This window comes from Pseudomonas sp. LBUM1656, from assembly GCF_059716065.1.
This window is the reverse complement of sequence record NZ_CP166800.1, coordinates 5,826,582-5,848,950: the sequence shown is the minus strand read 5'-3', so window position 1 is coordinate 5,848,950 and position 22,369 is coordinate 5,826,582. Positions and strand designations below refer to the sequence as shown.

Annotated in this window: 18 protein-coding genes and 1 tRNA gene; 3 read left to right on the top strand and 16 right to left on the bottom strand. The window is 59.2% G+C overall.

Features of this window, described 5'->3' with window-relative positions; all coding sequences use genetic code 11:
* Positions 1 to 178: 178 nt before the first annotated feature.
* Positions 179 to 1,093, bottom strand: coding sequence for a LysR family transcriptional regulator (locus ACA072_RS26570; RefSeq protein ID WP_497621598.1), 915 nt, complete (start codon positions 1,091 to 1,093; stop codon positions 179 to 181).
* A 169-nt stretch (positions 1,094 to 1,262) separates the two neighbouring features.
* Between ACA072_RS26570 and ACA072_RS26565 the strand changes: the two genes are divergently transcribed.
* Both ACA072_RS26565 and ACA072_RS26560 read left to right on the top strand, forming a co-directional pair.
* The gene (locus ACA072_RS26565; RefSeq protein ID WP_497621597.1) at positions 1,263 to 2,504 is read left to right on the top strand and encodes an aspartate aminotransferase family protein; all 1,242 of its coding nucleotides are present in this window, start codon (positions 1,263 to 1,265) and stop codon (positions 2,502 to 2,504) included.
* A gap of 205 nt (positions 2,505 to 2,709) precedes the next feature.
* Complete coding sequence (locus ACA072_RS26560) at positions 2,710 to 2,868, top strand: YqaE/Pmp3 family membrane protein (RefSeq protein WP_007904205.1); 159 nt, start codon at positions 2,710 to 2,712, stop codon at positions 2,866 to 2,868.
* A 119-nt stretch (positions 2,869 to 2,987) separates the two neighbouring features.
* On the opposite strand, the gene ACA072_RS26555 is transcribed toward ACA072_RS26560, so the two are convergent.
* The 10 genes from ACA072_RS26555 to ACA072_RS26510 form a co-directional block, all read right to left on the bottom strand.
* Complete coding sequence (locus ACA072_RS26555) at positions 2,988 to 4,814, bottom strand: S9 family peptidase (RefSeq protein ID WP_497621595.1); 1,827 nt, start codon at positions 4,812 to 4,814, stop codon at positions 2,988 to 2,990.
* Complete coding sequence (gene pqqE / locus ACA072_RS26550; protein WP_497621593.1) at positions 4,780 to 5,934, bottom strand: pyrroloquinoline quinone biosynthesis protein PqqE; 1,155 nt, start codon at positions 5,932 to 5,934, stop codon at positions 4,780 to 4,782. Before pqqE ends, ACA072_RS26555 begins: the two co-directional genes overlap by 35 nt.
* Positions 5,927 to 6,202 carry a pyrroloquinoline quinone biosynthesis peptide chaperone PqqD gene (gene pqqD, locus ACA072_RS26545; RefSeq protein ID WP_497621591.1) on the bottom strand — a complete coding sequence of 92 codons (276 nt, stop codon included), beginning with the start codon at positions 6,200 to 6,202 and terminating at the stop codon, positions 5,927 to 5,929. Before pqqD ends, pqqE begins: the two co-directional genes overlap by 8 nt.
* Positions 6,199 to 6,951: a pyrroloquinoline-quinone synthase PqqC gene (pqqC, locus tag ACA072_RS26540; RefSeq protein WP_497621589.1), complete on the bottom strand. Its 753-nt coding sequence runs from the start codon at positions 6,949 to 6,951 to the stop codon at positions 6,199 to 6,201. The genes pqqD and pqqC overlap by 4 nt, the downstream gene beginning before the upstream one ends.
* 139 nt (positions 6,952 to 7,090) lie before the next feature.
* Positions 7,091 to 8,002 carry a pyrroloquinoline quinone biosynthesis protein PqqB gene (gene pqqB / locus ACA072_RS26535; protein WP_497621587.1) on the bottom strand — a complete coding sequence of 304 codons (912 nt, stop codon included), beginning with the start codon at positions 8,000 to 8,002 and terminating at the stop codon, positions 7,091 to 7,093.
* Between the two features lie 79 nt (positions 8,003 to 8,081).
* On the bottom strand, positions 8,082 to 8,156 hold the full coding sequence (gene pqqA, locus ACA072_RS26530) for a pyrroloquinoline quinone precursor peptide PqqA (RefSeq protein ID WP_009045898.1): 75 nt from the start codon (positions 8,154 to 8,156) through the stop codon (positions 8,082 to 8,084).
* A 155-nt stretch (positions 8,157 to 8,311) separates the two neighbouring features.
* Entirely contained in the window at positions 8,312 to 10,738 is a 2,427-nt protein-coding gene (pqqF, locus tag ACA072_RS26525; RefSeq protein ID WP_497621586.1) for a pyrroloquinoline quinone biosynthesis protein PqqF, read from the bottom strand.
* A gap of 48 nt (positions 10,739 to 10,786) precedes the next feature.
* A complete protein-coding gene (locus tag ACA072_RS26520; RefSeq protein WP_497621584.1) occupies positions 10,787 to 11,581 on the bottom strand; it encodes a carbon-nitrogen hydrolase family protein in 795 nt (264 codons plus the stop codon).
* Positions 11,582 to 11,593: 12 nt separating this feature from the next.
* Complete coding sequence (locus ACA072_RS26515) at positions 11,594 to 13,276, bottom strand: flavin monoamine oxidase family protein (protein ID WP_497621582.1); 1,683 nt, start codon at positions 13,274 to 13,276, stop codon at positions 11,594 to 11,596.
* A 220-nt stretch (positions 13,277 to 13,496) separates the two neighbouring features.
* Positions 13,497 to 13,958: an Lrp/AsnC family transcriptional regulator gene (locus ACA072_RS26510; RefSeq protein ID WP_427636629.1), complete on the bottom strand. Its 462-nt coding sequence runs from the start codon at positions 13,956 to 13,958 to the stop codon at positions 13,497 to 13,499.
* Between the two features lie 156 nt (positions 13,959 to 14,114).
* Here ACA072_RS26510 and ACA072_RS26505 point away from each other — a divergent pair, with 156 nt between their 5' ends.
* Positions 14,115 to 14,765 carry a zinc metalloprotease gene (locus tag ACA072_RS26505; RefSeq protein ID WP_497621580.1) on the top strand — a complete coding sequence of 217 codons (651 nt, stop codon included), beginning with the start codon at positions 14,115 to 14,117 and terminating at the stop codon, positions 14,763 to 14,765.
* 33 nt (positions 14,766 to 14,798) lie between these two features.
* On the opposite strand, the gene ACA072_RS26500 is transcribed toward ACA072_RS26505, so the two are convergent.
* The 5 genes from ACA072_RS26500 to rpoD form a co-directional block, all read right to left on the bottom strand.
* Entirely contained in the window at positions 14,799 to 15,245 is a 447-nt protein-coding gene (locus ACA072_RS26500) for a helix-turn-helix domain-containing protein (RefSeq protein ID WP_497621578.1), read from the bottom strand.
* Between the two features lie 265 nt (positions 15,246 to 15,510).
* Positions 15,511 to 15,819, bottom strand: a complete 309-nt coding sequence (locus tag ACA072_RS26495) for a DUF3077 domain-containing protein (RefSeq protein ID WP_497621576.1) — start codon at positions 15,817 to 15,819, stop codon at positions 15,511 to 15,513.
* A gap of 690 nt (positions 15,820 to 16,509) precedes the next feature.
* Positions 16,510 to 16,586, bottom strand: a tRNA-Ile gene (locus tag ACA072_RS26490).
* A gap of 15 nt (positions 16,587 to 16,601) precedes the next feature.
* Positions 16,602 to 20,348, bottom strand: a complete 3,747-nt coding sequence (locus ACA072_RS26485; protein WP_497621574.1) for a bifunctional diguanylate cyclase/phosphodiesterase — start codon at positions 20,346 to 20,348, stop codon at positions 16,602 to 16,604.
* A gap of 122 nt (positions 20,349 to 20,470) precedes the next feature.
* Complete coding sequence (rpoD, locus tag ACA072_RS26480; RefSeq protein WP_497621572.1) at positions 20,471 to 22,321, bottom strand: RNA polymerase sigma factor RpoD; 1,851 nt, start codon at positions 22,319 to 22,321, stop codon at positions 20,471 to 20,473.
* Between the last annotated feature and the right edge of the window lie 48 nt (positions 22,322 to 22,369).

Here is a 22,369-nt window from a genome sequence, read left to right as displayed (position 1 = left end):
GGCGAGGATTGGATCCAGAGCTAATCTACTTCACATGGACGTCGCGCAGGAAGCGCAAAGCAACAACACGGACACGTAGGATTCTGCCAGGACGGCGGAGTGAAATGGATGTCAGGGAAACAGTCTGCAAAGCCCCGCTTCGGCGGGGTTTTCTTTTGCCTCGAGAAAAGCATTCAGCTCAGACGGTCGAGCTGTTCAAGCGGTCATCCGGCCTGTTCATCACTTCTTCCAACAGCGTGCGTAACAAGGCCAGCGAGGCTTGTTGCCGTTGTACATCCCGGCACACCAACCCGACTTTCAGCGGCACTCGCGGCTCGGTCAGCGGTTTCCAAAGCAGCTCGTTGTTGCCGAGCGCCTTTTGTGAGCGTCCGGGCAGGACGGTGGCCAGCCGGGTGTGGGGCAGACTGTCGAGAATCCCCGCCATGTTGTTCAGTTCCGCCTGCACCTGCGGACGCCGTCCCAGATTGGCCAGTTGTGTCTGCCAGATCTGCCGTACCTGGAATTCTTCACCCAGTAACAGCATGGGTAACTCGGCGGCCTGGCTGATCGAGACTTTCTTGAATTCGCGCAGCGGGTGATCCGCCGGGATGACCAAGGTCAGTTCATCTTCGTACAGCATGACGCCATGCAAACCCGGCTGACGGGGTGGCAGGTAGCTGATGCCGATGTCGAGGGAACCATTGAGCAGCCGTCGCTCGATTTCCAGCCCCGTCAGTTCATAGATCTGCACCACCAGATGCGGCTGCGCCTTGCGCACGCGTTCGAGCATCTGCGGCACCAGACTGGTGTGGACCGTCTGCAACACGCCAATCGCCAAGGTGCGTAAAGCCTGGCCCTTGAAGTTGCCCAACGCCTCGCGTGCCCGCTGCAGGCCATCGAGCAAGGGCAGGGCGTGGTTGTACAAAGTGTGGGCGGCCAGGGTGGGTAGCAGGCGCTTGCTGCTGCGTTCGAACAGGCTCACATCGAGGTTCCGTTCGAGCTGGCGGATCTGCTGCGACAGTGCCGGTTGGGAGATCGACAGTCGCTCGGCCGCCCGGCCCACGTGGCCTTCTTCGTAGACCGCGACGAAATAACGCAGTTGCTTGAAATCCATAAGATGCGCTTATCGAAAATGCTGGTAATTCGAAATGGCTCAACGCCGTGCCTGAGCCTAGTCTAACCGCATTCACAAGGCTTACAGGGCCAGAGCGCACGATGAATACCGTTTACGTCGAGGGTGTTTACATAGGCAAGGCAAAAAACCTCAAGCGAGGTTTGACCCGATGAATTTGTTCAGCTTGCGTCGCAAATCTCCAAGTCTCGATGACTTGGTCGCAGACACCCTTCAGTCGTCCAGAAGCGACAACCTTTCCAGCGAGTGCCTGATGCCCAGTGTCGAGCGGCCGAAACAGACTTTCGTCCGAGGCCAAGGCTCATGGTTGTGGGACAGCGATGACCGCGCTTACCTGGATTTCTCACAGGGTGGCGGCGCCAACAGCCTCGGCCACAGCCCTTCGGTGCTGGTCAACGCGATCTCGGAACAGGCTCGGTTACTGATCAATCCGGGTTTTGCTCTGCATAACCGCGCAATGCTCAACCTTGCCGAACGGCTCTGCACCCGCACCGGCAGTGATCAGGCTTACCTGCTCAACAGTGGCACCGAAGCCTGTGAGGCAGCGATTCAACTGGCACGTAAATGGGGCCGACGATATCGCGGCGGGGCCTCACGGATCATCGTTGCGAGTAACGGCTGCCATGGTCGTAGTCCCGGAACGATTCCAGCGTCGGACTTTCACCACGTCGCCTTCAATGATCTTGCGGCGATGCACGCGTCGGTCGATGCCCGGACCGTGGCAATCCTGCTCGAACCGATCCAGAACAAAGCCGGGGTGATTCCGGCCACCGAGTCTTACCTCAAAGGTGTCGAGCATATGTGTCGAGACCTGGGCATTCTGTTGGTTCTTGACGAAGTGCAAACCGGCATCGGTCGCTGCGGCACCTTGCTTGCCGAACAGTCCTTTGGCGTTCGAGCCGATATCGTTGTCCTCGGCAAAGGGCTTGGCGGCGGCGTGCCACTGGCCGCGGTATTGGCGCGAGGCAAGGCTTGCTGCTTCGAGGTGGGCGAACTGAGCGGAACTCATCATGGCAATGCCCTGATGACGGCCGCCGGTCTTGCCGTACTCAACACGATCCAGGACAAAGGTTTTCTCGATCACGTGGGCGAAACCGGTCAGCACCTGCACGAAGGCCTGAGCCGGTTGTCCCATCGCTACGGTCACGGCGAACTGCGCGGGCAAGGGCTGCTCTGGGGACTGACACTGTCCGACGATTCGGCTGATGCCGTAGTCAAATCAGCGCTGTACGAAGGCTTGTTGCTCGACGCCCCGCAACCCCATTGCCTGCGCTTTACCCCGGCCCTCACCGTCAGCAAAGCCAACATCGACGAAATGCTTCTGCGCTTGTCCCGCGCCTTTTCCCGTGTACGCACCGCGCAGTTGCAGTGCCGTAAAGGGATTGCGGTCTGATCAGACTTTTCCTGCACGAATTCAAGAACCGTCTCGCGGTAATAACGCATCGCCCCACGTTGGATCTTTTCGCGTGGGGCGTTTTTTTTGCCTGCGATTCATTGGGTTCCGGTATTCGGCCAGGTTCCTAATGAACCCTGACGAACGGCGCAGGTCGATTAGCTGTAGGGCTTTCACGAGTCCACTTCAAATCAGGAGCTGCCCCATGGATTTCATTCGCATCATCATTGCCATTCTGTTGCCACCACTGGGTGTGTTTCTGCAAGTCGGTTTCGCCGGCGCGTTCTGGCTGAATATCCTGCTGACGTTGTGCGGTTACATTCCGGGGATCGTGCATGCGGTGTACATCATCGCCAAGCGCTGAGTTCTGCGGCGTCAGAAAGATCGCTTTCGCGGGCAAGCCCGCTCCCACAGGTACGGTGTTATTCCTGTAGGAGCGAGCGGGCGGCGATCCGACTTGCCCGCGAAAGGCGCGACGCGGTTTCAGCTTGCGAGTTCGATCACCCGCCGATAAAACAACCACTCCTGCTCCAGCGCATGGGCCTGGTTGCCGGCCTTGCGAAAGCCATGGCGTTCGTCCGCGTAGTAATGCGCGTCAACCAGAATGCCGTTGTCCTGTAGCGCCTTGACCATGTCCCGGGTCTGTTGCGGCACCACCACGGCGTCCAGTTCACCCTGAAAGAAAATCACCGGGACACTGATGTTGCCTGCATGCAGCAACGGTGTGCGTGCGGCGTAGCGTTCGGCGTCTTGCAGCGGATCACCAATCAGCCAATCCAGATAATCGCCTTCGAATTTGTGTGTCGCCCGGCCCAGTGCAACGGGATCGCTGACACCGTAAAGGCTGGCGCCAGCGCGGAAGACGTTGTGAAAGGCCAGTGCACAAAGGGTGGTGTAGCCGCCGGCACTGCCACCGCGAATAAACGCCTTGTTGCCGTCGATCAATCCTCGTTCGGCAAGATGAGCGACTACGGCGCAGGCATCCTCGACATCCACCTCTCCCCAACTCAAATGCAATGCCTGGCGATATGTCCGGCCGTAGCCGCTGCTGCCTCGGTAGTTAAGGTCGGCCACGGCGAAACCGCGTTGTGCCCAGTACTGAATACGTGGATCCAGCATCGGATAGCAGGCTGATGTCGGGCCGCCGTGGATGAACACCACCAGCGGCGGTTTCGCCTCGCCGGTCATTGCCGGATAGTAGAAGCCGTGGGCCTCACCCGTACCGCTGGGATATCGCAGGGTTTGCGGAACGCTGATCTGCTCGGCGGGTAGCGGTGCAATCCCGCCAGCCAATACCTTGACCTGTCGTGTATCGCGGTCGATGGCAATGACCGCCGACGAACTGACCGGCGATGCCGCGATGCAGTAAATGAATTGCTCATCAAGTGCGAGGTGGCGAAAACGGCTGTAATCACTGGTGAAATCTTCCACGGTGTCACCGCAAATTCCCAGTTTGCCAAACCCGCCTTCGGTCCAGCTGGCCAGGTAGCGGCCTGCGCCCAGCGGTAACCAAGTGCTGCCACCCAATTGCCACGGCGCCGGCCCGTGATCTGCGGCGGCACTCGGCAACGGGCTCAGGCCCTCCGCGGACTCCACCCAAGGCTGCCAGTAGCCGGCGCGATCCGTCAGGCAAAACAGACGGCCGCCGCTGTCGAAACGTGGTTGCTGCAGTGACTCCCGCACACCTTCGCCTGCCACACAACGCGGTTGAGCAAAGCTTCCATTGTCCTGGCGTTCGGCAACCATCAGGCGAGTCGCGGTCCAGGGCTGATCCGGGCGGCTCCATTCGATCCACGCCAATCGTTGCGCGTCAGGGCTCAACGTCGGCGCGGCATAGAAATCGGCGCCTTCCGCCAACAGATGAAGCTTGCCGTCAGCCACATCGATGGCAACCAGACGATGTCGGTCGCGGTTCTCTTCAACCGCGAGCACTTGGCCATTGGCAAACTGCAGATCGCCGTAGCGGCATTCCCCTGAGGTCAGCACCTCAGGCGTCTCGCCCGCCAGAGATTGCCGATAGAGTTGTTGGTCCGCCTCGTTGACGAAAATAATCCCGTCATCGGTCAGACAAAACGCACCACCGCCATATTCGTACACCCGACTGCGCACGCTGAAGCCTGCCGGCGTCAGGCAATGGGCCTGGTCGTCGCGCCAATGCCAGATCCTGCAGGCGGCATCTTCAGGTCGATATTCGTTCCAGAACAGGCCATGTTTGCCGACCAGCAACTCGGCGAAGTCGATACCGGCCGCGACGGCCCGTGAGGCGCTGAAGGGTTCAGCTTTTGGCGATGAGGCGTGAATTTCGTTCATTGCGAAAGGCCAGTTGTTCAATGGTCTGGGTCGCGTGCTCGGCTTCTTCGCGGGCCTTGAGAATCACGCCATGATGTTCCGACTTGCTGCACACCGGGTCGGCATTGCTCGCGTCACCCGTGAGCATGAACGCCTGGCAGCGACAGCCGCCGAAGTCTTTTTCTTTCTCGTCGCAGGAGCGGCACGGCTCAGGCATCCAGTCGTAACCGCGAAAACGGTTGAAGCCGAACGAGTCGTACCAAATGTGCTGCATGCTGTGGTCGCGCACGTTGGGAAATTGCACCGGCATCTGTCGGGCACCGTGACAGGGCAGTGCGGTTCCGTCCGGCGTGACTGTCAGAAAAATACTGCCCCAGCCGTTCATGCAGGCTTTCGGGCGTTCTTCGTAGTAGTCCGGCGTGACGAAGATCAGCTTGCACGGATGTCCTTCGGCTGCAAGTTTTGCGCGGTATTCGTTGGTGATGCGTTCGGCGCGGACCAGTTGTTCCTGGGTCGGCAACAGGCCAACACGATTGAGCTGCGCCCAACCGTAAAACTGGCACGTCGCGAGTTCGACGAAGTCGGCCTCAAGGGCGATGCACAGCTCGATAATGCGGTCGATCTTGTCGATGTTGTGCCGGTGGGTCACGAAATTCAGCACCATCGGATAGCCGTGGGCTTTCACCGCGCGAGCCATTTCCAGCTTCTGCGCAAAGGCCTTTTTCGAACCGGCCAACAAGTTATTCACTTGCTCGTCGCTGGCCTGAAAACTGATCTGGATGTGGTCCAGACCGGCCTTCTTGAAATCGGTGATTTTCTGCTCGGTGAGGCCTATGCCGGAGGTGATCAGGTTGGTATAAAAACCCAACTTGCGCGCCTCGGTGATCAGCTCGGCGAGGTCCTGGCGCACCAGCGGTTCACCACCGGAAAAGCCCAATTGAGCAGCGCCCATCTCCCGCGCTTCGCGGAACACCTTGATCCACTGTTCGGTGCTCAGTTCTTTGCCTTGCTCGGCAAAGTCCAGCGGATTGGAGCAGTACGGGCATTGCAGCGGGCAGCGATACGTCAACTCGGCCAGCAGCCACAGCGGCAGGCCGATGTCGGGTTTGGGCGGTAACTCGCCTGACGCGGAATCAGGCAAGTTCGATCCAGTGCTGAGCACGGGCAACCTCCATGAACTGCTCGATGTCGTCAGCAAGCTCGGGAACGCCGGGGAACTGCGCGTCCAGTTCGGCGATGATCGTTGCGACATCGCGTTGGCCGTCGATCAAACCGCCGATCAGCGCGGCACTTTCATTGAGTTTGATCATGCCTTCCGGGTAGAGCAGCACATGGCCTTTCTGCGCTGGTTCGTACTGGTAGCGGTAGCCCTGACGCCAAGTGGGGGTTTTGCTGCGATCGAAACTCATAAGGTGATTCCTTTATGCCAGACCCGCTTGTCGGTCACGCTGTGATACGGCGGGCGGTTCAATTCGTAGGCCATGCTCATGGCATCGAGCATGCTCCAAAGGATGTCCAGTTTGAACTGGAGAATTTCCAGCATGCGCTCCTGGCCGACTCGCGTCGTGTAGTGCTGCAACGTGATGGCCAGACCGTGCTCGACATCCCGGCGTGCCTGGCCGAGGCGGGTGCGGAAATACTCATAACCGTTCGGATCGATCCACGGGTAATGCTGCGGCCAGCTGTCCAGGCGCGATTGGTGGATCTGCGGCGCGAACAACTCGGTCAGCGAGCTGCTGGCGGCTTCCTGCCAACTGGCCCGGCGGGCGAAGTTGACATAGGCGTCCACGGCGAAACGTACGCCGGGCAATACCAGTTCCTGCGAGCGCAGTTGATCCGGATCGAGGCCAACCGCTTGGCCCAGACGTAGCCAGGCTTCGATGCCGCCGTCTTCGCCGGGGGCGCCGTCGTGATCGAGCAGGCGCTGAATCCACTCGCGACGGATCTCGCGGTCCGGGCAGTTGGCGAGGATGGCGGCGTCCTTCAGGGGGATGTTCACCTGATAGTAGAAGCGATTGGCGACCCAACCCTGGATCTGCTCGCGGGTCGCCCGGCCCTCATACATCGCCACGTGATACGGGTGATAGATGTGGTAATAGGCGCCTTTGGCGCGCAGGGCGGCTTCGAATTCCGTGGGGGACATTGGGGTGTCAGTCATTGCGGTTCTCCGGGTACGACCGGTGGATTCTGTGGTGTCTGGACCGGCCTCATCGCCAGCAGGCTGGCTCCCACAGTTGATCGCATTCCCCTGTGGGAGCCAGCCTGCTGGCGATAGACCGCGCAGCGGTCTCAGCTTCTTACAACACAATACTCATGCCGTCATAAGCCACTTCAACCTTGCGCCGGGCCAAGTCAGCCCGCTCCGGCGAATCCTCATCAAGAATCGGGTTGGTGTTGTTGATGTGGATAAGCACCTTGCGCTGCTTGGGCAACTGTTCCAGCACTTCGAGCATACCGCCGGGGCCATTTTGCGCCAGATGGCCCATCTCTCGGCCGGTGCGCGTGCCGACGCCGCGGCGCTGCATTTCATCGTCATCCCACATCGTGCCGTCCACCAGCAGGCAATCGCTGCCGGCCATGATGTCCAGCAGCGGCGCATCGACTTTGCCCAGGCCCGGCGCATAGAACAGCTTGCCACCGGTGTTCAGGTCTTCGACGATCAGGCCGATGTTGTCGCCCGGGTGCGGGTCGAAGCGGTGTGGCGAGTAGGGCGGCGCGGCGCTGCGCAGGGGCAGCGGGGTGAAGCGCAGGCTCGGGCAGGCCGGGATGGTGAAGCTGCGGTCGAGTTCGATGCGATTCCAGGTCAACCCACCGTTCCAGTGGGTGAGCATTTTGAACAACGGAAAACCGGTGCTCAGGTCTTCGTGGACCATGTCGGTGCACCAGACCTGATGCGGGCAACCTTCGCGCAGGCTGAGCAGGCCGGTGGTGTGGTCGATCTGGCTGTCCATCAGGATGATCGCGCTGATCCCGGTATCGCGCAGGGCGCGGCCCGGTTGCATTGGGGTGTAACTCTGGAGTTGGGCACGAATGTCCGGCGAGGCGTTGCACAGGACCCAGTTCACGCCGTCATCGGAAATGGCGATGGACGACTGGGTGCGCGCCTTGGCGTTCAGGCTGCCGTTGCGAAAGCCTGCGCAGTTCACGCAGTTGCAGTTCCACTGAGGGAAACCGCCGCCGGCGGCGGAACCTAGAATCTGGACAAACATGGGCGCTCCATCATTTCAACGCTGAAAATAAAAACGCCCCGGTAAACCGAGGCGTTGCACATCATGACAACGGCAGACCTTAGCGGCTTGCGAAGTACATGGTGACTTCAAAGCCGATACGCAGGTCGGTGTAAGCAGGTTTGGACCAGGACATGGAAGCGCTCCTTCAGGTGATAAGACAGTTGAGGTCTATACATATAGTCCACCTCCAGCCGGAGATGTTCAGATAGTTAGGTGGCTATGTTACTCAAAATTACAGAGCGATTGGCCGCGAATCTTTGAGAAAGCTAATTGCAGCGTCGGTAATGATCATTTTGCCGCTTGCCAAGGCGCTTTGGCGCAAGCCCCGCTGGCCAGACAGCGCCAGCCACCTTCGGCTTGATTCAGTTGTCGGGCGGCGGCGTTCAACGCGACGCGATCGATCATCAGGATCGCTTCAGGCAAACGCTCCAGATAATCCGACAAGTGGCCGGCCAGTTTGCCCTGCCAGAGCAGTTCGGCTGCCTGAGCGTGGGGTAGTGCGGTGCTGTGGAATTGATCGGCCAGGGCCTGGCGCTGGGCGATGAAGGTTGCGTCATCGATGCCTTCGATCATTGCCGGCATTTCGCTCAAGAAGCGTTCCATGTGTTCGAGCAGATCCTGCGGGGCAACGCTCGGTGATTGAACGCCGAACAGCAGCCCGGTCTGCCCATGAATCTGATGAAGACCGCTGAACACGGCGTAACCCAATTGCAGCTCTACCCGCAGGCGCTGATAAAACGGCGTCTGGCCCAAGTGGGCAAGCAAGCGCCAGGCGGCTTCGTCTGCGATGTCCCCCGTGGCCGTCGGACAAAACAGCAACAGCGCGTGTTCGCTGGAGCCAGTATCGATAGCCCTCCAGAGATGCAGCGAGTTTATCGAGGTGGGCGGCGACGGCTGATCGTCCGCAACACCGGGCACGCGACTCAGTGCCAGGCCCATCGCCGCTTGCGTCTGTGCCGACAGGCCAGTTGCCAGACCAAGCCAGCGCGCATTCGCCCACAGCTGCTGCACGTCATCGGTGTCGGCGGTGCGCTCAAGGCAATGCTCGGGCAGCGCCTTCAGCAGTTGTCTGATCGGCATCAACGGCACGCTTATCGGCTCTTCCTGTGTGAGACCGGCGTCGGGTTTTGTCAGCTCTTTCAGCGCATGTTCGAGGACGGTCGGCATCGGCTCCTGCAGGCCTGTCATCTTCAGCAGCCATTCATTGCCCGATGCACTGAAGGAAAAGTCGACGCCCGCCTGACGGGCATCTTCGCGCAAGGCTTGCAGGCGATTTTCCAGGCTCGACTGAAGGTGGGGATGAGGTTTGGCCAGCAGTCGCCAGCGCAGATAAATCGCACCTTCATCCGTGTTGTCCGGCAACGCCTGGCTGAACTGCATCGGCGAGTTTTCGCGACGGCTGCGCGAGCGATCCTGGGCAAACGTCCGCAGGCCACGGTGTTTGCTGGTCTGGCCGCGAATCAGTCCGGCATTGGCCGCTGGCGCTTCAACCCGTAAGAACGGATTCGGTGTCGGCAATTGCCAATCGCCGGTGAAGTTATCCACAGCGCCGATTTTCTTCAGGATGTCTTTGAGCGCTACGACGCCTTGTTCCGATAAACCGTATTCAAGCTGTTCACTGTCCAGCCGCGCCAGTTGCAGCGCGCCGCTGACTTGTTGCTGACGGTCGAGCAGGGCGGCGTACTCTTTGCGCAATTCGGTCCAGTTTTGGTGAGAGGCGAAAAAGCCCAGCCAATCCACCAGTCGCTCGCGGATCGCGTTCCTCGGTTGAGACGTGGTGAATTCAATGTGCAGCAACGCTTGCCCGGCGAACTGATACAGCGGCGCGGCTTTCAGGCTGTCCGCCAGCCCTTGCTCGCGCAATGCAGCCAGCAGACCGCCAGGTTTCGCGGCGTTTAGCCAATGACACATGAACGCTAATGCTTCGCGGGATGAGTCGGGCAGCGCTTCAAATGCGAACAGTAGATCGAGCCGACGCTCGCCAGCCTGTTGATAACTGTTGTCGGAAGAATCCATCAGCGGTGCAGGCGTTTGTTGCGCGACCTTTTCCCCTACGGCGATCGAATCGCCAAAGCGCTGAGCCATTGCTCTCAACTCATCCAGACTTTGTGGACCGGCCAGGCTCAACGTTATCTGCCCGGTCTGATAAAACTGCTGATGGAAATCCTTCAACGCCTGCTGAAACTCCGGCTGCGGCACCGGCAGGCTGTACCGGTTGCCCGCATGAAATGCCCGAAGCGGGTGAGCGGCCGAAAGCCCATCGAACAACCTGAACTGCTGCTGGGCCGTGGCATCTCGGGACCAGGCGACAAATTCAGCGTGCAGCACTTCCCGTTCCCGCCGCTGATCGTCCGGATTCATACGCGGATGAGCGAGCATGTCTGACAGACGCTCCAGCCCACCGCCAAACGCCTGAGGCGGCAGTTCGAAAAAGAAGTCGGTCGTGCGTTCACTGGTGCGCGCATTAACCTGGCCGCCATGACCTTGCACGTAGGCCATCAGCCCTTGCCCTGTGGGGAAACGCTCCGTACCCAGAAACAGCAAATGCTCAAGAAAATGCGCGAGGCCGGGCCATGCCAGCGGCACGTCGTGACTGCCCGCGAAAACCCGCAACGCCGCAGCGCAGCGCTTCAAATCGGGAGCATGGCGCAGCGTCACCCGCAGGCCGTTGGCCAGGGTTTCAGTGTGGGGGCGAGGGTGATTCAGCGCAGGCATGAGCACTTCCAGAACAGAGAAGCGCTAATGCTAGCGGATAACGATGGATCAGCGCTTGTTAAGGTCGCCGTAAAGCTCTGGGCGGCGATCGATCAAGTAACGGTTGGCGGCGCGTGAGTCGACCATCAACTGACGATCCAGCTCGCCGACAATCAGCGCTTCATCCAGGCCAGCCTGGGCGATGCGGCTGCCATCCGGCGCGGCGATGCTGCTCTGGCCGCAGTAATTGATCTCGCCTTCATGCCCGCAGTAGTTGGCGTAAGCCACATAACACTGGTTTTCGAAGGCACGGGCGCGGACGGTGACGTCGGCGACGAAGTCGAAGGGAATCATGTTCGCCGTTGGCACCAGGATCAGCTCGGCGCCGGCCAGGGCCAGGCGTCGGGCGTTTTCCGGGAATTCCAGGTCGTAGCAGATCAAAAAGCCGAGTTTCCAGCCATTGAGTTCCACCAGCGGAAAGTCATTCTGCCCGGCGCTGAACATCGAGTGATCGAGGTCGCCGAACAGGTGAGTCTTGCGGTAGTTGCACAGGCGCTCGCCGTTGGCGTCGATCAGCTGCACGGCGTTGTAGATCTGCCCGTCCTCGGTGCGCTCGGGATAGCCATACAAAATGGCGATCCCGGCCGTCTTGGCGATGCGCGCGATCTGCTGCGCCGATTCACCGTTGTGTACCTCCGCCAGCACGCTGACGGCATCGATGCCGATGTTGTAGCCGGTCAGGAACATCTCCGGCAGCACCAGCAAGTCTGCGCCTTTGGCCTCCAGCGCCAATTGATGCAGGCGTTGCAGGTTGCCGGCGACATCCAGGGGCAGCGGCGGACATTGGTAAAGGGCTACGCGCATTTAGGACTCCTCTTACTCGGGCAGGGCGATCGGACCGATCTCGTTGAACACATCACCTGGACCCGGGTTCTCGGCGTGAGTTTCACCGCCGAAGTGTTTCATGATGCCCCACACCGCGTTGAGCGAGGTCTGCACCGCGCCTTCGACCCACGCCGGCGTCCACGAAACGTCGTCGCCGGCGATGAAAATCCCGCGTTGCTCGGCCGGCATGTCGTCCTGCATGAAGTGCGCGTACATGCGCTGGTTATAGCGGTAGTGGCCGGGCAGGGCGCCCTTGAACGCACCGAGGAAATGCGGGTCGGCTTCCCACGACACGGTGATCGGATCGCCGATGATCCGCGCGGCGATGTCGACTTTCGGGTAGATCTTTTTCAACGCGTTCAACGCCAGTTCTACGCGTTTTTCCACGGGGTGCGGCAGCATTTTCAGCGCGTCGCTCATCCACGAGTACGACAGGCAAATTACCCCCGGCTTGTCGTCGCCGTTGTCGAACAGATAAGTGCCGCGAGTCAGACGATCGGTGAGGGTCATGCTCATCAGGTCGCGGCCGGTTTCCGGATCCTTGTCCTTCCAGAATGGCCGGTCGACCATCACGAAGGTTTTCGACGATTGCATGTAGCGCGTACGGTCGAGGGCCATCCACATCTTTTGCGAGAACAGGGTTTCGTCGCATTCGATCTGAGTGGTCAGCAGCCAGCTTTGGCAGGTGGTCAGCACCGCCGCGTATTCGCGGGTGTCGCCGTTGTTATCGGTGACCGCAAAACGGCCGTCCGCGGCGTGAGCGATTTTCTTGACCCCGGAGCGCGGCGCGCCTCTGTGCAGCGACTTGAGGCTGGTGCCTTCGGGCCAGTGCACGCAACGTTCCGGCACATGGCGCCAGATGCCTTGGGGCACTTGTTCAACGCCGCCGACGACCAGATGTTGGTGATCGTCGCAGTTGGTCATCACGACGCGGAAGATTTCCAGCATCGAGTTCGGGAAGTCCGAGTCCCAGCCGCCCGTGCCGAAACCAACCTGGCCGAACACTTCGCGGTGATGGAACGAGAGCTTGGCGAAGGCTTCGGAGGTGGCGACAAAGTCATAGAAGGTGCGGTCGTCCCACAGCGGAACCAACGTGTTCCAGAGCTCTTTGAGACGCGGCACATCGCGGTCGCGGATCGCTTGCTGGATATCGGAGAACTGCGAGCCGGCCTCCAGCGCATCCGCCCACGCGTCAGCCACTTCCTGGAACAGTGCAGGAAGATCCGCCAGTTTCTGTGCGTAATGGGTTTTGCCTTCCAGGTCGATCACGGTGCTGCCAGAGGCCGGCGTCAGCGGATTGGGAAAAGGTTTGGTTTCGAGACCGAGCTTGTCGACGTAGTGGTAAAACGCTGTGGACGACACCGGGAAGCGCATGCCGCCCAGTTCGGCGACGATGCCATCGGTCCCGTTGAACGCCTGGGAGCGCAGGCGGCCACCCATTTTCGAGGCTTCGTAGACGACGGGTTTGAGGCCCAGTTTCATCAACTCGTAAGCCGCCACCAGACCGGCGATACCCGCGCCGACAATCGCCACTTCGGCGCCATGATTGTGCGCCGGAATGCTGCCCAGGCCGGCCGGGTGTTCGATCCAGTCGTCAAAGCCGAAAGGAAAGTCCGGGCCAAAAATGGTGACTGGTTTTTTACCGTCTGCAGGATGGCGATTGTTCTTGTTCATGACTGACCTTACTGGCGACCCGACGCGGAATGCGCATCTGAGTATAGGAAAAGATGGCAGCCATTCTAGAGAGCGTAGAACACGTTAATAAGACGCAATGTGTCGTCGTTTTGCTAGATTTTTGATCAGAGTGACGATGCGAGACTACACACTGTCCATGTGGGAGCGGGCTTGCCCGCGAAGAGGTCCACCCAGACACCGCGTTACTTGCGGACAACACTCAAACCGGCTGCCCCCGATCAATCTTGCTGCTCAAGATGATCGACGTCGTCGTTTTCTCCACCCCATCCACACTGCCAATCTGATCCAGCAACTGATCCAGCTGCTCCGGCGATTCCGTGCGCAGCCACGCCACATAATCAAATTCGCCACTCACCGCACACAACTGCTGCACCTGGGCCATGGCGCTCAGTCGGCGCAACACTTCCTTGCCCGACCGTGGTTGCACCGTAATCCCGACATACGCCTGCAATCCGCCGTCCACCACCCGTTGACCCAGACGCACGCCGTAACCGGTAATGACTTTGGCCTTCTCCAGCCGCGCCAGACGTGAAGTCACCGTGGTCCGTGCGATCCCCAATTGGCGAGCAAGCATGGCCACGCTCTCGCGGGCATTGAGCTGCAAGGCCGCGATCAGTTGGCGGTCGATTTCGTCAAGAACGGGCGGGCGGGTGTCAGGCAAGGGTCGTCTCCAGCAACACAAATCAGTGGGTTGGCATGTTACAGCACGGCTGGCACAGCGGAGGTCTGAGAACGTCAGATGGCGCGCGGAAGACAGGATGGACACCAGCCGTCAGTCATAGTCGAATGAGAAATCGAAGGATGCGAGGTGATAAAAATGACGAAGAACATGCCTCCCGCTGTCCGGGATCACGCAGTGCAGATTGCCCATCACGAAATGGGGCACTACGTCGTTGCCCGAGCCTTGGGGTTTGAAACGGGTGATGTGAGCCTGACAGTGACCATGGACTTGAGGCATCAAGCGGGCGCTTCCATTACCTTGGCGCGTTCAATTACGACGATTGAGGCGATGAAGGAGCATCTGCAAGCCCGGATCATGGTGCTCTTTGCGGGCGCCATGGCGCAGTCATTGGCTTCAAAGCGTTCGCCCGGCAAACGCGTCGATAAGCCGAAAGCGGCCGCCATCCTGAGGGGTGAGCTTGGGGCGGAACAGGACTACGCAAAAATAAGGGAATTACGGCACTTGCTGCGCAACATCACCTACCCCGATACGGATCCGGCTTCGCCTGAACGCGTAACGGCCGAGCTGAAAGAGATCACGGATTGCCTGTGGGGCCGGACTCAAACAATCGTGGAGGCATTGGCCGATACGATTACCGGATTGGGTGAGGCGTTGGTAGATGGCATGGGTATCGTGGAGCAATGGGGCAGGGCGGCGGATACGTATGAGGGGGTGTTGACGGGGGAGGTGCTTGAGCGGATGGGGTTGGTGCAGGGGATTCCGGCGTTGAGTGCCAGGGATCATTAAGCCCGACCTCTTTGCCGGGCTTAATAGCAGCATTCAGGCTGGAGCGCATGCTTTGGCTTGATTGTGCCATTCGCCTTCAAACTCCAGATGAAGTTTGTAGAGGTCGTGGTCCAATTTGTTGATGGTATTGATAGCCGCCATCAGATTCGCTTCGCCAGTTTTGGCTTCAAGATAAAGGCCACGTAAATACCGGTCGTTCACCATTGGGATTTTGTCCGTTTTTTCCCAGATCGCTACAGCCTGACTCGTCAAACCGATGATCTCGGCGAGATGTTCCTGAGACAGCCCAAGCTCTTTTCTCAGATATCTGAACTCAGCCCCTGTCAGCACTGAAGGCTTCTTAGCGATGGCCTTGCCGATTACGTCGCGTAGGCCCTTAACATCCGTGATGGCGACAGACTCACCATATGCGGTCTGTTTCACCACGAAGCCATTGCTAAGCCATACGTTCGGTAGGCCGCTTTCCACGCAGTGGTACATAAAATCCCCCTTTTCTTTTTGGCGCTCGACTTTAGGTCGCTGGCGAGTCGAGGTGAACTGGATTTGGGTAATTCAGATGCTTCTGACGGAAAAATCGCTTGGAAAACCTGAACGCCAGAAACGAAAAAGCCGCGCATTTGCGCGGCGCGGGATAAGCGGGAATCCGTCAAGGTAAGGGCGGTACAGATCTACAAAAAACCTCTAGCAGGTGCCCCTCAGCGATGGGTCCCCGTAAAACGGGGCGCCCATCAGGAATCACTCGTTGCTATTCCTCGGATTCCGTCGCAGTCCGAGCGGGTCGCGGTGTCAGCACCTTCACCACATCATCAATCACCGCCTTACCCATCGCTGTCAGATAGTGCGCAGCCCAGGCGTGTCGGTCGGTGTCTCTTGCGTAGGCTGCGTCCTCGGCAAATGATTTGGCAAGGAACAGCAGATCGGAGGCTTGTGACAAGGCTTCAACGATGGGGACGCCGGCACGGACGTTGAACAACGCTTGGTCCGGGCAGTAGATGAGTGGGGTGAAACCGATGGTTTTCAGGTCAGACGGTGCGGACGGATTTGCTTTGCTCATTGTTTCGCTCCTTAAAACGAGGAGCTGCCGCATTCGTTACCACACGAATGGGTGGCAGCTGTACGCAGGGTGGTAAACCGGGAAAGCAAAGAAACCGGCAGACCCGAAGGTCTCCCACGCACAGCCGCCATAACGCAGGATTACAGGCGTAAAAACGCATGAAATCGTGATGGGAGCACTGTTGCACTTTGCCTAGCCGGGTTACCACACCCGATCACTGCATTTGCAGCGACGTCCGGAGAGTATCCCGTCGAAGAGAACGCCAACAAGGCGGCAAAGTGCCCAAAGGCACCCATTACGCAATTCTCGGAGTTTGCCTACAACCTTGGCGGACGTCATCCGATAATCCGACAATCTCAGCCATTAAAGCCTGAGCGTCAGGTACGAACCACCAAACCGGGCAGCCGCCCAGATTGCTGGGCAAGATGGGGTTTATGCTGCTGTGCAGCAAGGTCTACATATGGCAACCGAGCTCTACCAAACGCTAGGGGCAGAAACGAAAAAAGACGCCATAGGCGTCTTCTTCGATTTGGTAAAGCAGATCCGGACACCACTTACGAACCGCCTTGCGCGGTTACGGCTTTCGCCGTTGGGAAGCGCTCAATCTCATCCGGTCAGTCGCTTCGACAACACTGTGCACGTCAATCATTGAATCTAAAGAAAGCCGCACATCAGCGCGGCTTTCTTGTTTGGTGGGCCCACACGGACTTGAACCGTGGACCAAAGGATTATGAGTCCTCTGCTCTAACCAACTGAGCTATAGGCCCTCAGTAGGCCGCGGATTATAACGATGGTTTCTCGGCTGTGCTATCCGAAAAATCCGATACGGCTATACGAAGAAACGTCGCGGCGAATTCGTCGGGGGGAAGGGGCAGGCTGACGATGTAGCCCTGGATCTGTTCACAGCCTTCTTCAGCCAGGAATTGTTGCTGCGCCAGGGTCTCGACGCCCTCGGCAATAATGGTGAACTGCATGCTGCGACCCAGCGCGATAATGGCACGGACAATCGCCGCATCGTGGGGATCGTCAGGCAGGCCGCGGACGAAGGACTGGTCGATCTTGAGGATGTCCAGCGGCAGGCGCTTGAGGTAGCTCAGGGACGAGTAGCCCGTACCGAAGTCATCGATCGCCAATTGCACGCCCAGGTGTTTGAGTTGGTGCAGCACCGCCAGCGCTTCTTCGGCCTGGCTCATAATGAAGTTTTCGGTAATTTCCAGTTGCAGAAAATCGGGTCTGAGGCCGTTGTCCTTGAGCAACTGTTCGATCCGCCCCAGCAGATTCGGCTGACGCAATTGGGCCCCTGCAAGGTTGACCGACAACGGCCCCAGGCTTTCGTAGAGTTGATTCCACTCAAACATCTGCCGGCAGGCGGTCTCCAGCACCCAGTCGCCGATTTGCAGAATCATGCCGTTTTCTTCTGCCAGGGGAATGAAGTGTTCCGGCGGCACCGCACCGAAGGTCGGGTGATGCCAGCGAATGAGCGCTTCGGCGCCGACCAGTCGGTGGTCGGCGAGACTGATTTTCGGTTGGTAGTAGAGAAACAACTCATTGCGCTCGATGGCGCGCCGCAGTTCATGTTCCAGCGCCACGCGTTCGCTGGCCTGGGCCGTGAGGTCGCGGGTGTAGCTTTCCACCCGGTTGCGGCCCTTGGCCTTGGAGCGATACATCGCAGCATCGGCGTTCTTGACCAGTGTGGCGACGTCGCAGCCGTCCTTGGGATACAGGCTGGTGCCGATGCTGGCGCTGATGAAAAACTCGTGCTCGCCGGCCTGGAAGGGGGCGGCGAAGCAATTGAGCAGCTTGGTGGCAATGTTGTCGGCATCGCTGGATTGTTGCAGGCCGGGCAGCAGGATGATGAATTCGTCACCGCCCAGGCGCGCAACGGTATCGATATCGCGCAGCTGCTCTTTGAGGCGTACGGCAATGCCTTTGAGCAGCAGGTCACCGACCGGGTGGCCAAGGCTGTCGTTGATGTGTTTGAAGCGGTCCAGGTCGAGGAACAGCACCGCGCCCTGACCACCGTTTTCCTGTTGGGTGTTGAGTGCGGTCAGCAGTCGACTTTCGAACAGTGTGCGGTTGGGCAGGCCGGTCAGCGGGTCGTGGTGCGCCTGGTAGTCGAGCTTGGCCTGCGCATGCTTGAGGCTGGAAATGTCGGCGAACACCGCCACGAAGTGGGTAACAAATTTTTCCCGGTTGCGCACGGCGCTGATGGTCAGCCAGCTCGGATAGAGCTCGCCATTCTTGCGTCGATTGGAAATCTCGCCTTGCCAATGACCTTCATCGGTCAGTTGATGCCACATCGCGGCATAGAACGCGCTGTCGTGGAGGCCCGAGGCGAGCAGGCGAGGGGTGTGGCCCAGTGCTTCGCTCTCGCTGTAACCGGTGATCTCGGTGAACGCTCGGTTGACCGCGCTGATGTGCTGTTGGGTGTCGGTGATCAACACGCCCTCGGCGGTGCTCTCGAACACCGTGGCGGCCTGTTGCAGTTTCTCCTGCATCAGGTGCCGCTCGGTAATGTCCCGGGCAATGGTCAGCATGCAGTCTTCGTCGCCGATGGGCAGCGGACGGCTGGACACCTCACAGAGGCGGATCTGCCCGTCACTGCGGCGGATATGGCAGCTGAAGTCACGAACGAAGCCATCCCGGTGCAGCAAATCGAGCATTTGCTTACGTTCGTTGAGGTTGACCCATATCCCCAGTTCCAGGGCTGAACGATCCACAGACATTGCGCTGTTGAAGCCGGTGATGCGGCTGAAACCCTCGTTGACCTCCAGCAGCAACCCGTCGCTCTGCCGAGACAGCAGCAAACCGTCCGGAGAGGCGTGGAAGGCCTTGGCGAATTTTTCTTCGGAGGTTTGCAGTTGTTGCTGGGTTTCCTTGAGCTGACTGATATCGCGCACCACGACGACCAAAGCAGGGGTCGTATCGAGATCGAAGGGCTCGGCGGAAATCAGGCCGGTAAACACCTGGCCATTGTTGCGGCGAAAGGGCATCTCCAGGTTGCGGATGCTGCCGGCCTGCAAGCGCTGCAGCAAACCCGGACCCACGCCGGGGATACCCCAGATGTTCAGGTCGGTGGCGGTCTGGCCAATGACGTCTTCGGCCTTGAGTCCAATTTGCTCTTCGAACGCCTTGTTGACTTCCATCAGGCAGCCGTCGGAAAGCCGCGCAATCACCAGGATGTCCGGGCATTGCTGAAACACGGAGGCAAATTTTTGCTCGGACAGGCTCAGCGCCTCTTCCGTGCGCTTGGCGTCGCTGATGTCGATCATCAAGCCGCGCATCACCGGCTCATGACCGTGCTCGATCAGGCTGACGATATCGCGTACCCACAGACAGCGGCCGTCGGCGGTGATGACCCGGTAATCGACGCTGTGATCGCGCCCGGCCAGCACTTCGTGATCGCAGAAAGTCTGGGCCCGGGTCAGGTCCGCAGGGTGAATGATGTTGCGCCAGAAGCCTGGAATCAGCCAGTGGGACAGGGGATAGCCAAGGAGTTCTTCGGCATGCGGTGACACATAGCTGTAGGTGAAATCGCTGATCCGCGCTTCCCAGGCAATCGCGGAAAGGCTCTCCACCAGCCCGCGGTAATGGTATTCGCTGCTGCGTAGCTCTTGTTCCAGATCGACCCGCCGGGCAATTTCCGAACTGAGTCGGCGGTTAATCCGGATGACCACTGCCAGCATGATCATCAGAAACAGCAGCCCGGGCAGACCGTAAACCAGCAAATCCGACCAAAAGGTTCGATGGTCCAGGACGTTACCGATCCAGTGTTCCTGAATGGCACTGATTTCACTTGAGGACATGTCCGCCAGGACTTTGTCGAGGATGCCGACCAGCACCTTGTTGTTGGGGGGCACGGCCATCGCCAGTTGATAGCGATAGGGCGTTTCACCGCTGACATACAAGCCGTCTAGCTTGAGCTGACGCAGGCTCCAGACGCTGGAAGCGAGATCGCCCACCACTGCGTCCACCTCATCGGTGGCCAGCGCCTGCAAGGCCGAACTGACATTGGGCATCGCCACCAGATTCAGGTCGGGATGGTGCGTGCGCAGCAGCTCGTGGGGCGCATAGTTTTCCACCACCGCGATCTTCAGCCCGTAGAGGTCGTCGAGCTTGCGCGGCTGGGGGCCGCCGACATGGGCGAGGATGACAATCGGAAAGTCCAGATAGGGGCGAGTGAACGACAGGTACGACTGGCGCTCCGGGGTCGACATGATGCCCGGCAGGACGTCCAGCTTGCCTTGCTTGGCCTGCTCCAGAACTTCGGTCCAGCTGATCGGTTCGATAGGCGTCAGTTTGACGGCCAGCCGTTGACGGATCACGTTGATGTAGTCCGCCGCCAGGCCCTGATAACGGCCCTGGTCGTCACGAAATTCGAACGGCGGCCAGGACGCGTCGACACCCAGGCGCAAGTCCGGGTGAGCCGCCAGCCAGCTACGTTCTTCGTCGGTCAGAGTCAGCGCGCCAGCCGTTGCGGTCCAGGTCATCAGCGACAGCAAAAAAAGCACGGTCGGCAGTCTGGGCATAACGGTCTCGTTATGGCTCGGGGGAATGTTTCGAGTGTAGACGGGCAATTCGGCGGGGGGGAAGTACGGGGGATTTTATCTGTAGAAAGCAAAACCCCCGGCCTGGGCCGGGGGTTCTGTGATCACTCGTCGAGGAAGGAGCGCAGATGCTCGCTTCTCGTCGGGTGGCGCAGCTTGCGCAGCGCCTTGGCTTCGATCTGACGAATCCGTTCACGGGTCACGTCGAACTGCTTACCAACCTCCTCGAGGGTGTGGTCGGTATTCATGTCGATACCGAAGCGCATGCGCAGAACCTTGGCTTCACGGGCAGTGAGGCCGGACAGAACTTCGCGAGTCGCTTCTTTAAGACTCTCAACGGTTGCTACATCGATTGGCGACTGCATGGTCGAATCTTCGATGAAGTCACCCAGATGGGAGTCTTCGTCATCACCGATCGGGGTTTCCATGGAGATCGGCTCTTTAGCGATCTTCAATACCTTGCGGATCTTGTCCTCAGGCATTTCCATGCGTTCGCCCAGCTCTTCCGGGGTCGGTTCGCGACCCATCTCCTGCAACATCTGCCGGGAAATACGGTTGAGCTTGTTGATCGTCTCGATCATGTGCACCGGAATACGGATGGTGCGGGCCTGGTCGGCGATCGAGCGAGTGATCGCCTGACGGATCCACCAGGTGGCATAAGTCGAGAATTTGTAGCCGCGGCGGTATTCGAACTTGTCTACCGCTTTCATCAAACCGATGTTGCCTTCCTGGATCAGATCGAGGAATTGCAAGCCACGGTTGGTGTACTTCTTGGCGATGGAGATCACCAGACGCAAGTTCGCTTCAACCATCTCTTTCTTCGCGCGGCGGGCCTTGGCCTCACCGATCGACATGCGACGGTTGATGTCCTTGATCTCGGCGATCGTCAAACCGGTTTCGGTTTCCAGCGCGGTCAGCTTTTGCTGGCAACGAACGATGTCCGGTTGCAGGCGACCAATGGCTTCAGCGTATTTGCTTTTGCCTTTGGCCAGTGCATCGGTCCAGCTTTCGTCAACTTCGTTGCCCGGGAACTGGCGCAGGAAGTCGGCACGCGGCATGCGGGCATCACGAACGCAAAGTTGCATGATCGCGCGCTCTTGCTGACGCAGACGATCCAGGGCACTGCGAACACGCTCGACCAGGCCTTCGAATTGCTTCGGAACCAGTTTGATCGGCATGAACAGCTCAGCCAGCAGCACCAGCTCGGCAATTGCCAGCTTGTTGCCACGACCGTGCTTTTTCAGCGCCTTGCGGGTGACTTCCATCTGATCGGAGACAGCGCCAAAACGCTGAGCTGCGATGACCGGATCCGGACCGCTTTCGGCTTCTTCTTCGTCATCAGCCGTCGCTTCGGCGTCATCGTCGTCGGTATCGTCTTCCGCTTTCACGGCTTTCGGATCGACAGGCGGCGGCACTTCTGCAGCAGGCGGCGCAATGCCGTCGTCCGGGTCGATATAACCGCTCAGGACGTCGGACAGGCGGCCACCTTCGGTGGTGACGCGAGTGTACTCGGACAGAATGTGGTCAACCGTGCCAGGGAAGTGCGCGATTGCGCCCATCACTTCACGGATACCCTCTTCAATACGCTTGGCGATTTCAATTTCGCCTTCACGTGTGAGGAGCTCTACCGTACCCATTTCACGCATGTACATGCGCACTGGGTCGGTGGTGCGACCAATGTCGGTCTCGACCGCTGCCAACGCTGCTGCTGCCTCTTCGGCCGCGGCTTCGTCGGTATCGGCGTCGGCCAGCATAAGGGAATCCTTATCTGGCGCAACCTCGAATACGTTGATCCCCATGTCATTGATCATGCGGATGATGTCTTCCACCTGTTCCGGATCTGAAATATCCTCCGGCAGGTGGTCGTTGACCTCCGCGTAAGTCAGGTAACCCTGCTCACGACCAAGTGTGATCAACTCTTTGATACGAGACTGCTGTTGCGCTTTTCCGGACATAACACCCTATCCACTGAAGGTCTTGGCGGGCAAAAAACAAGCCGAGGA

Coding starts and splice junctions, on each gene's coding strand:
- pqqC (WP_497621589.1), bottom strand. CDS start 6,951: ATGACTGACACCCCAATGTCCCCCACGGAATTCGAAGCCGCCCTGCGC.
- pqqF (WP_497621586.1), bottom strand. CDS start 10,738: ATGCCTGCGCTGAATCACCCTCGCCCCCACACTGAAACCCTGGCCAAC.
- ACA072_RS26505 (WP_497621580.1), top strand. CDS start 14,115: ATGACGAAGAACATGCCTCCCGCTGTCCGGGATCACGCAGTGCAGATT.
- ACA072_RS26560 (WP_007904205.1), top strand. CDS start 2,710: ATGGATTTCATTCGCATCATCATTGCCATTCTGTTGCCACCACTGGGT.
- ACA072_RS26565 (WP_497621597.1), top strand. CDS start 1,263: ATGAATTTGTTCAGCTTGCGTCGCAAATCTCCAAGTCTCGATGACTTG.
- ACA072_RS26555 (WP_497621595.1), bottom strand. CDS start 4,814: ATGAACGAAATTCACGCCTCATCGCCAAAAGCTGAACCCTTCAGCGCC.
- pqqB (WP_497621587.1), bottom strand. CDS start 8,002: ATGTTTGTCCAGATTCTAGGTTCCGCCGCCGGCGGCGGTTTCCCTCAG.
- ACA072_RS26485 (WP_497621574.1), bottom strand. CDS start 20,348: ATGCCCAGACTGCCGACCGTGCTTTTTTTGCTGTCGCTGATGACCTGG.
- ACA072_RS26570 (WP_497621598.1), bottom strand. CDS start 1,093: ATGGATTTCAAGCAACTGCGTTATTTCGTCGCGGTCTACGAAGAAGGC.
- pqqD (WP_497621591.1), bottom strand. CDS start 6,202: ATGAGTTTCGATCGCAGCAAAACCCCCACTTGGCGTCAGGGCTACCGC.
- rpoD (WP_497621572.1), bottom strand. CDS start 22,321: ATGTCCGGAAAAGCGCAACAGCAGTCTCGTATCAAAGAGTTGATCACA.
- ACA072_RS26520 (WP_497621584.1), bottom strand. CDS start 11,581: ATGCGCGTAGCCCTTTACCAATGTCCGCCGCTGCCCCTGGATGTCGCC.
- ACA072_RS26500 (WP_497621578.1), bottom strand. CDS start 15,245: ATGTACCACTGCGTGGAAAGCGGCCTACCGAACGTATGGCTTAGCAAT.
- ACA072_RS26495 (WP_497621576.1), bottom strand. CDS start 15,819: ATGAGCAAAGCAAATCCGTCCGCACCGTCTGACCTGAAAACCATCGGT.
- ACA072_RS26515 (WP_497621582.1), bottom strand. CDS start 13,276: ATGAACAAGAACAATCGCCATCCTGCAGACGGTAAAAAACCAGTCACC.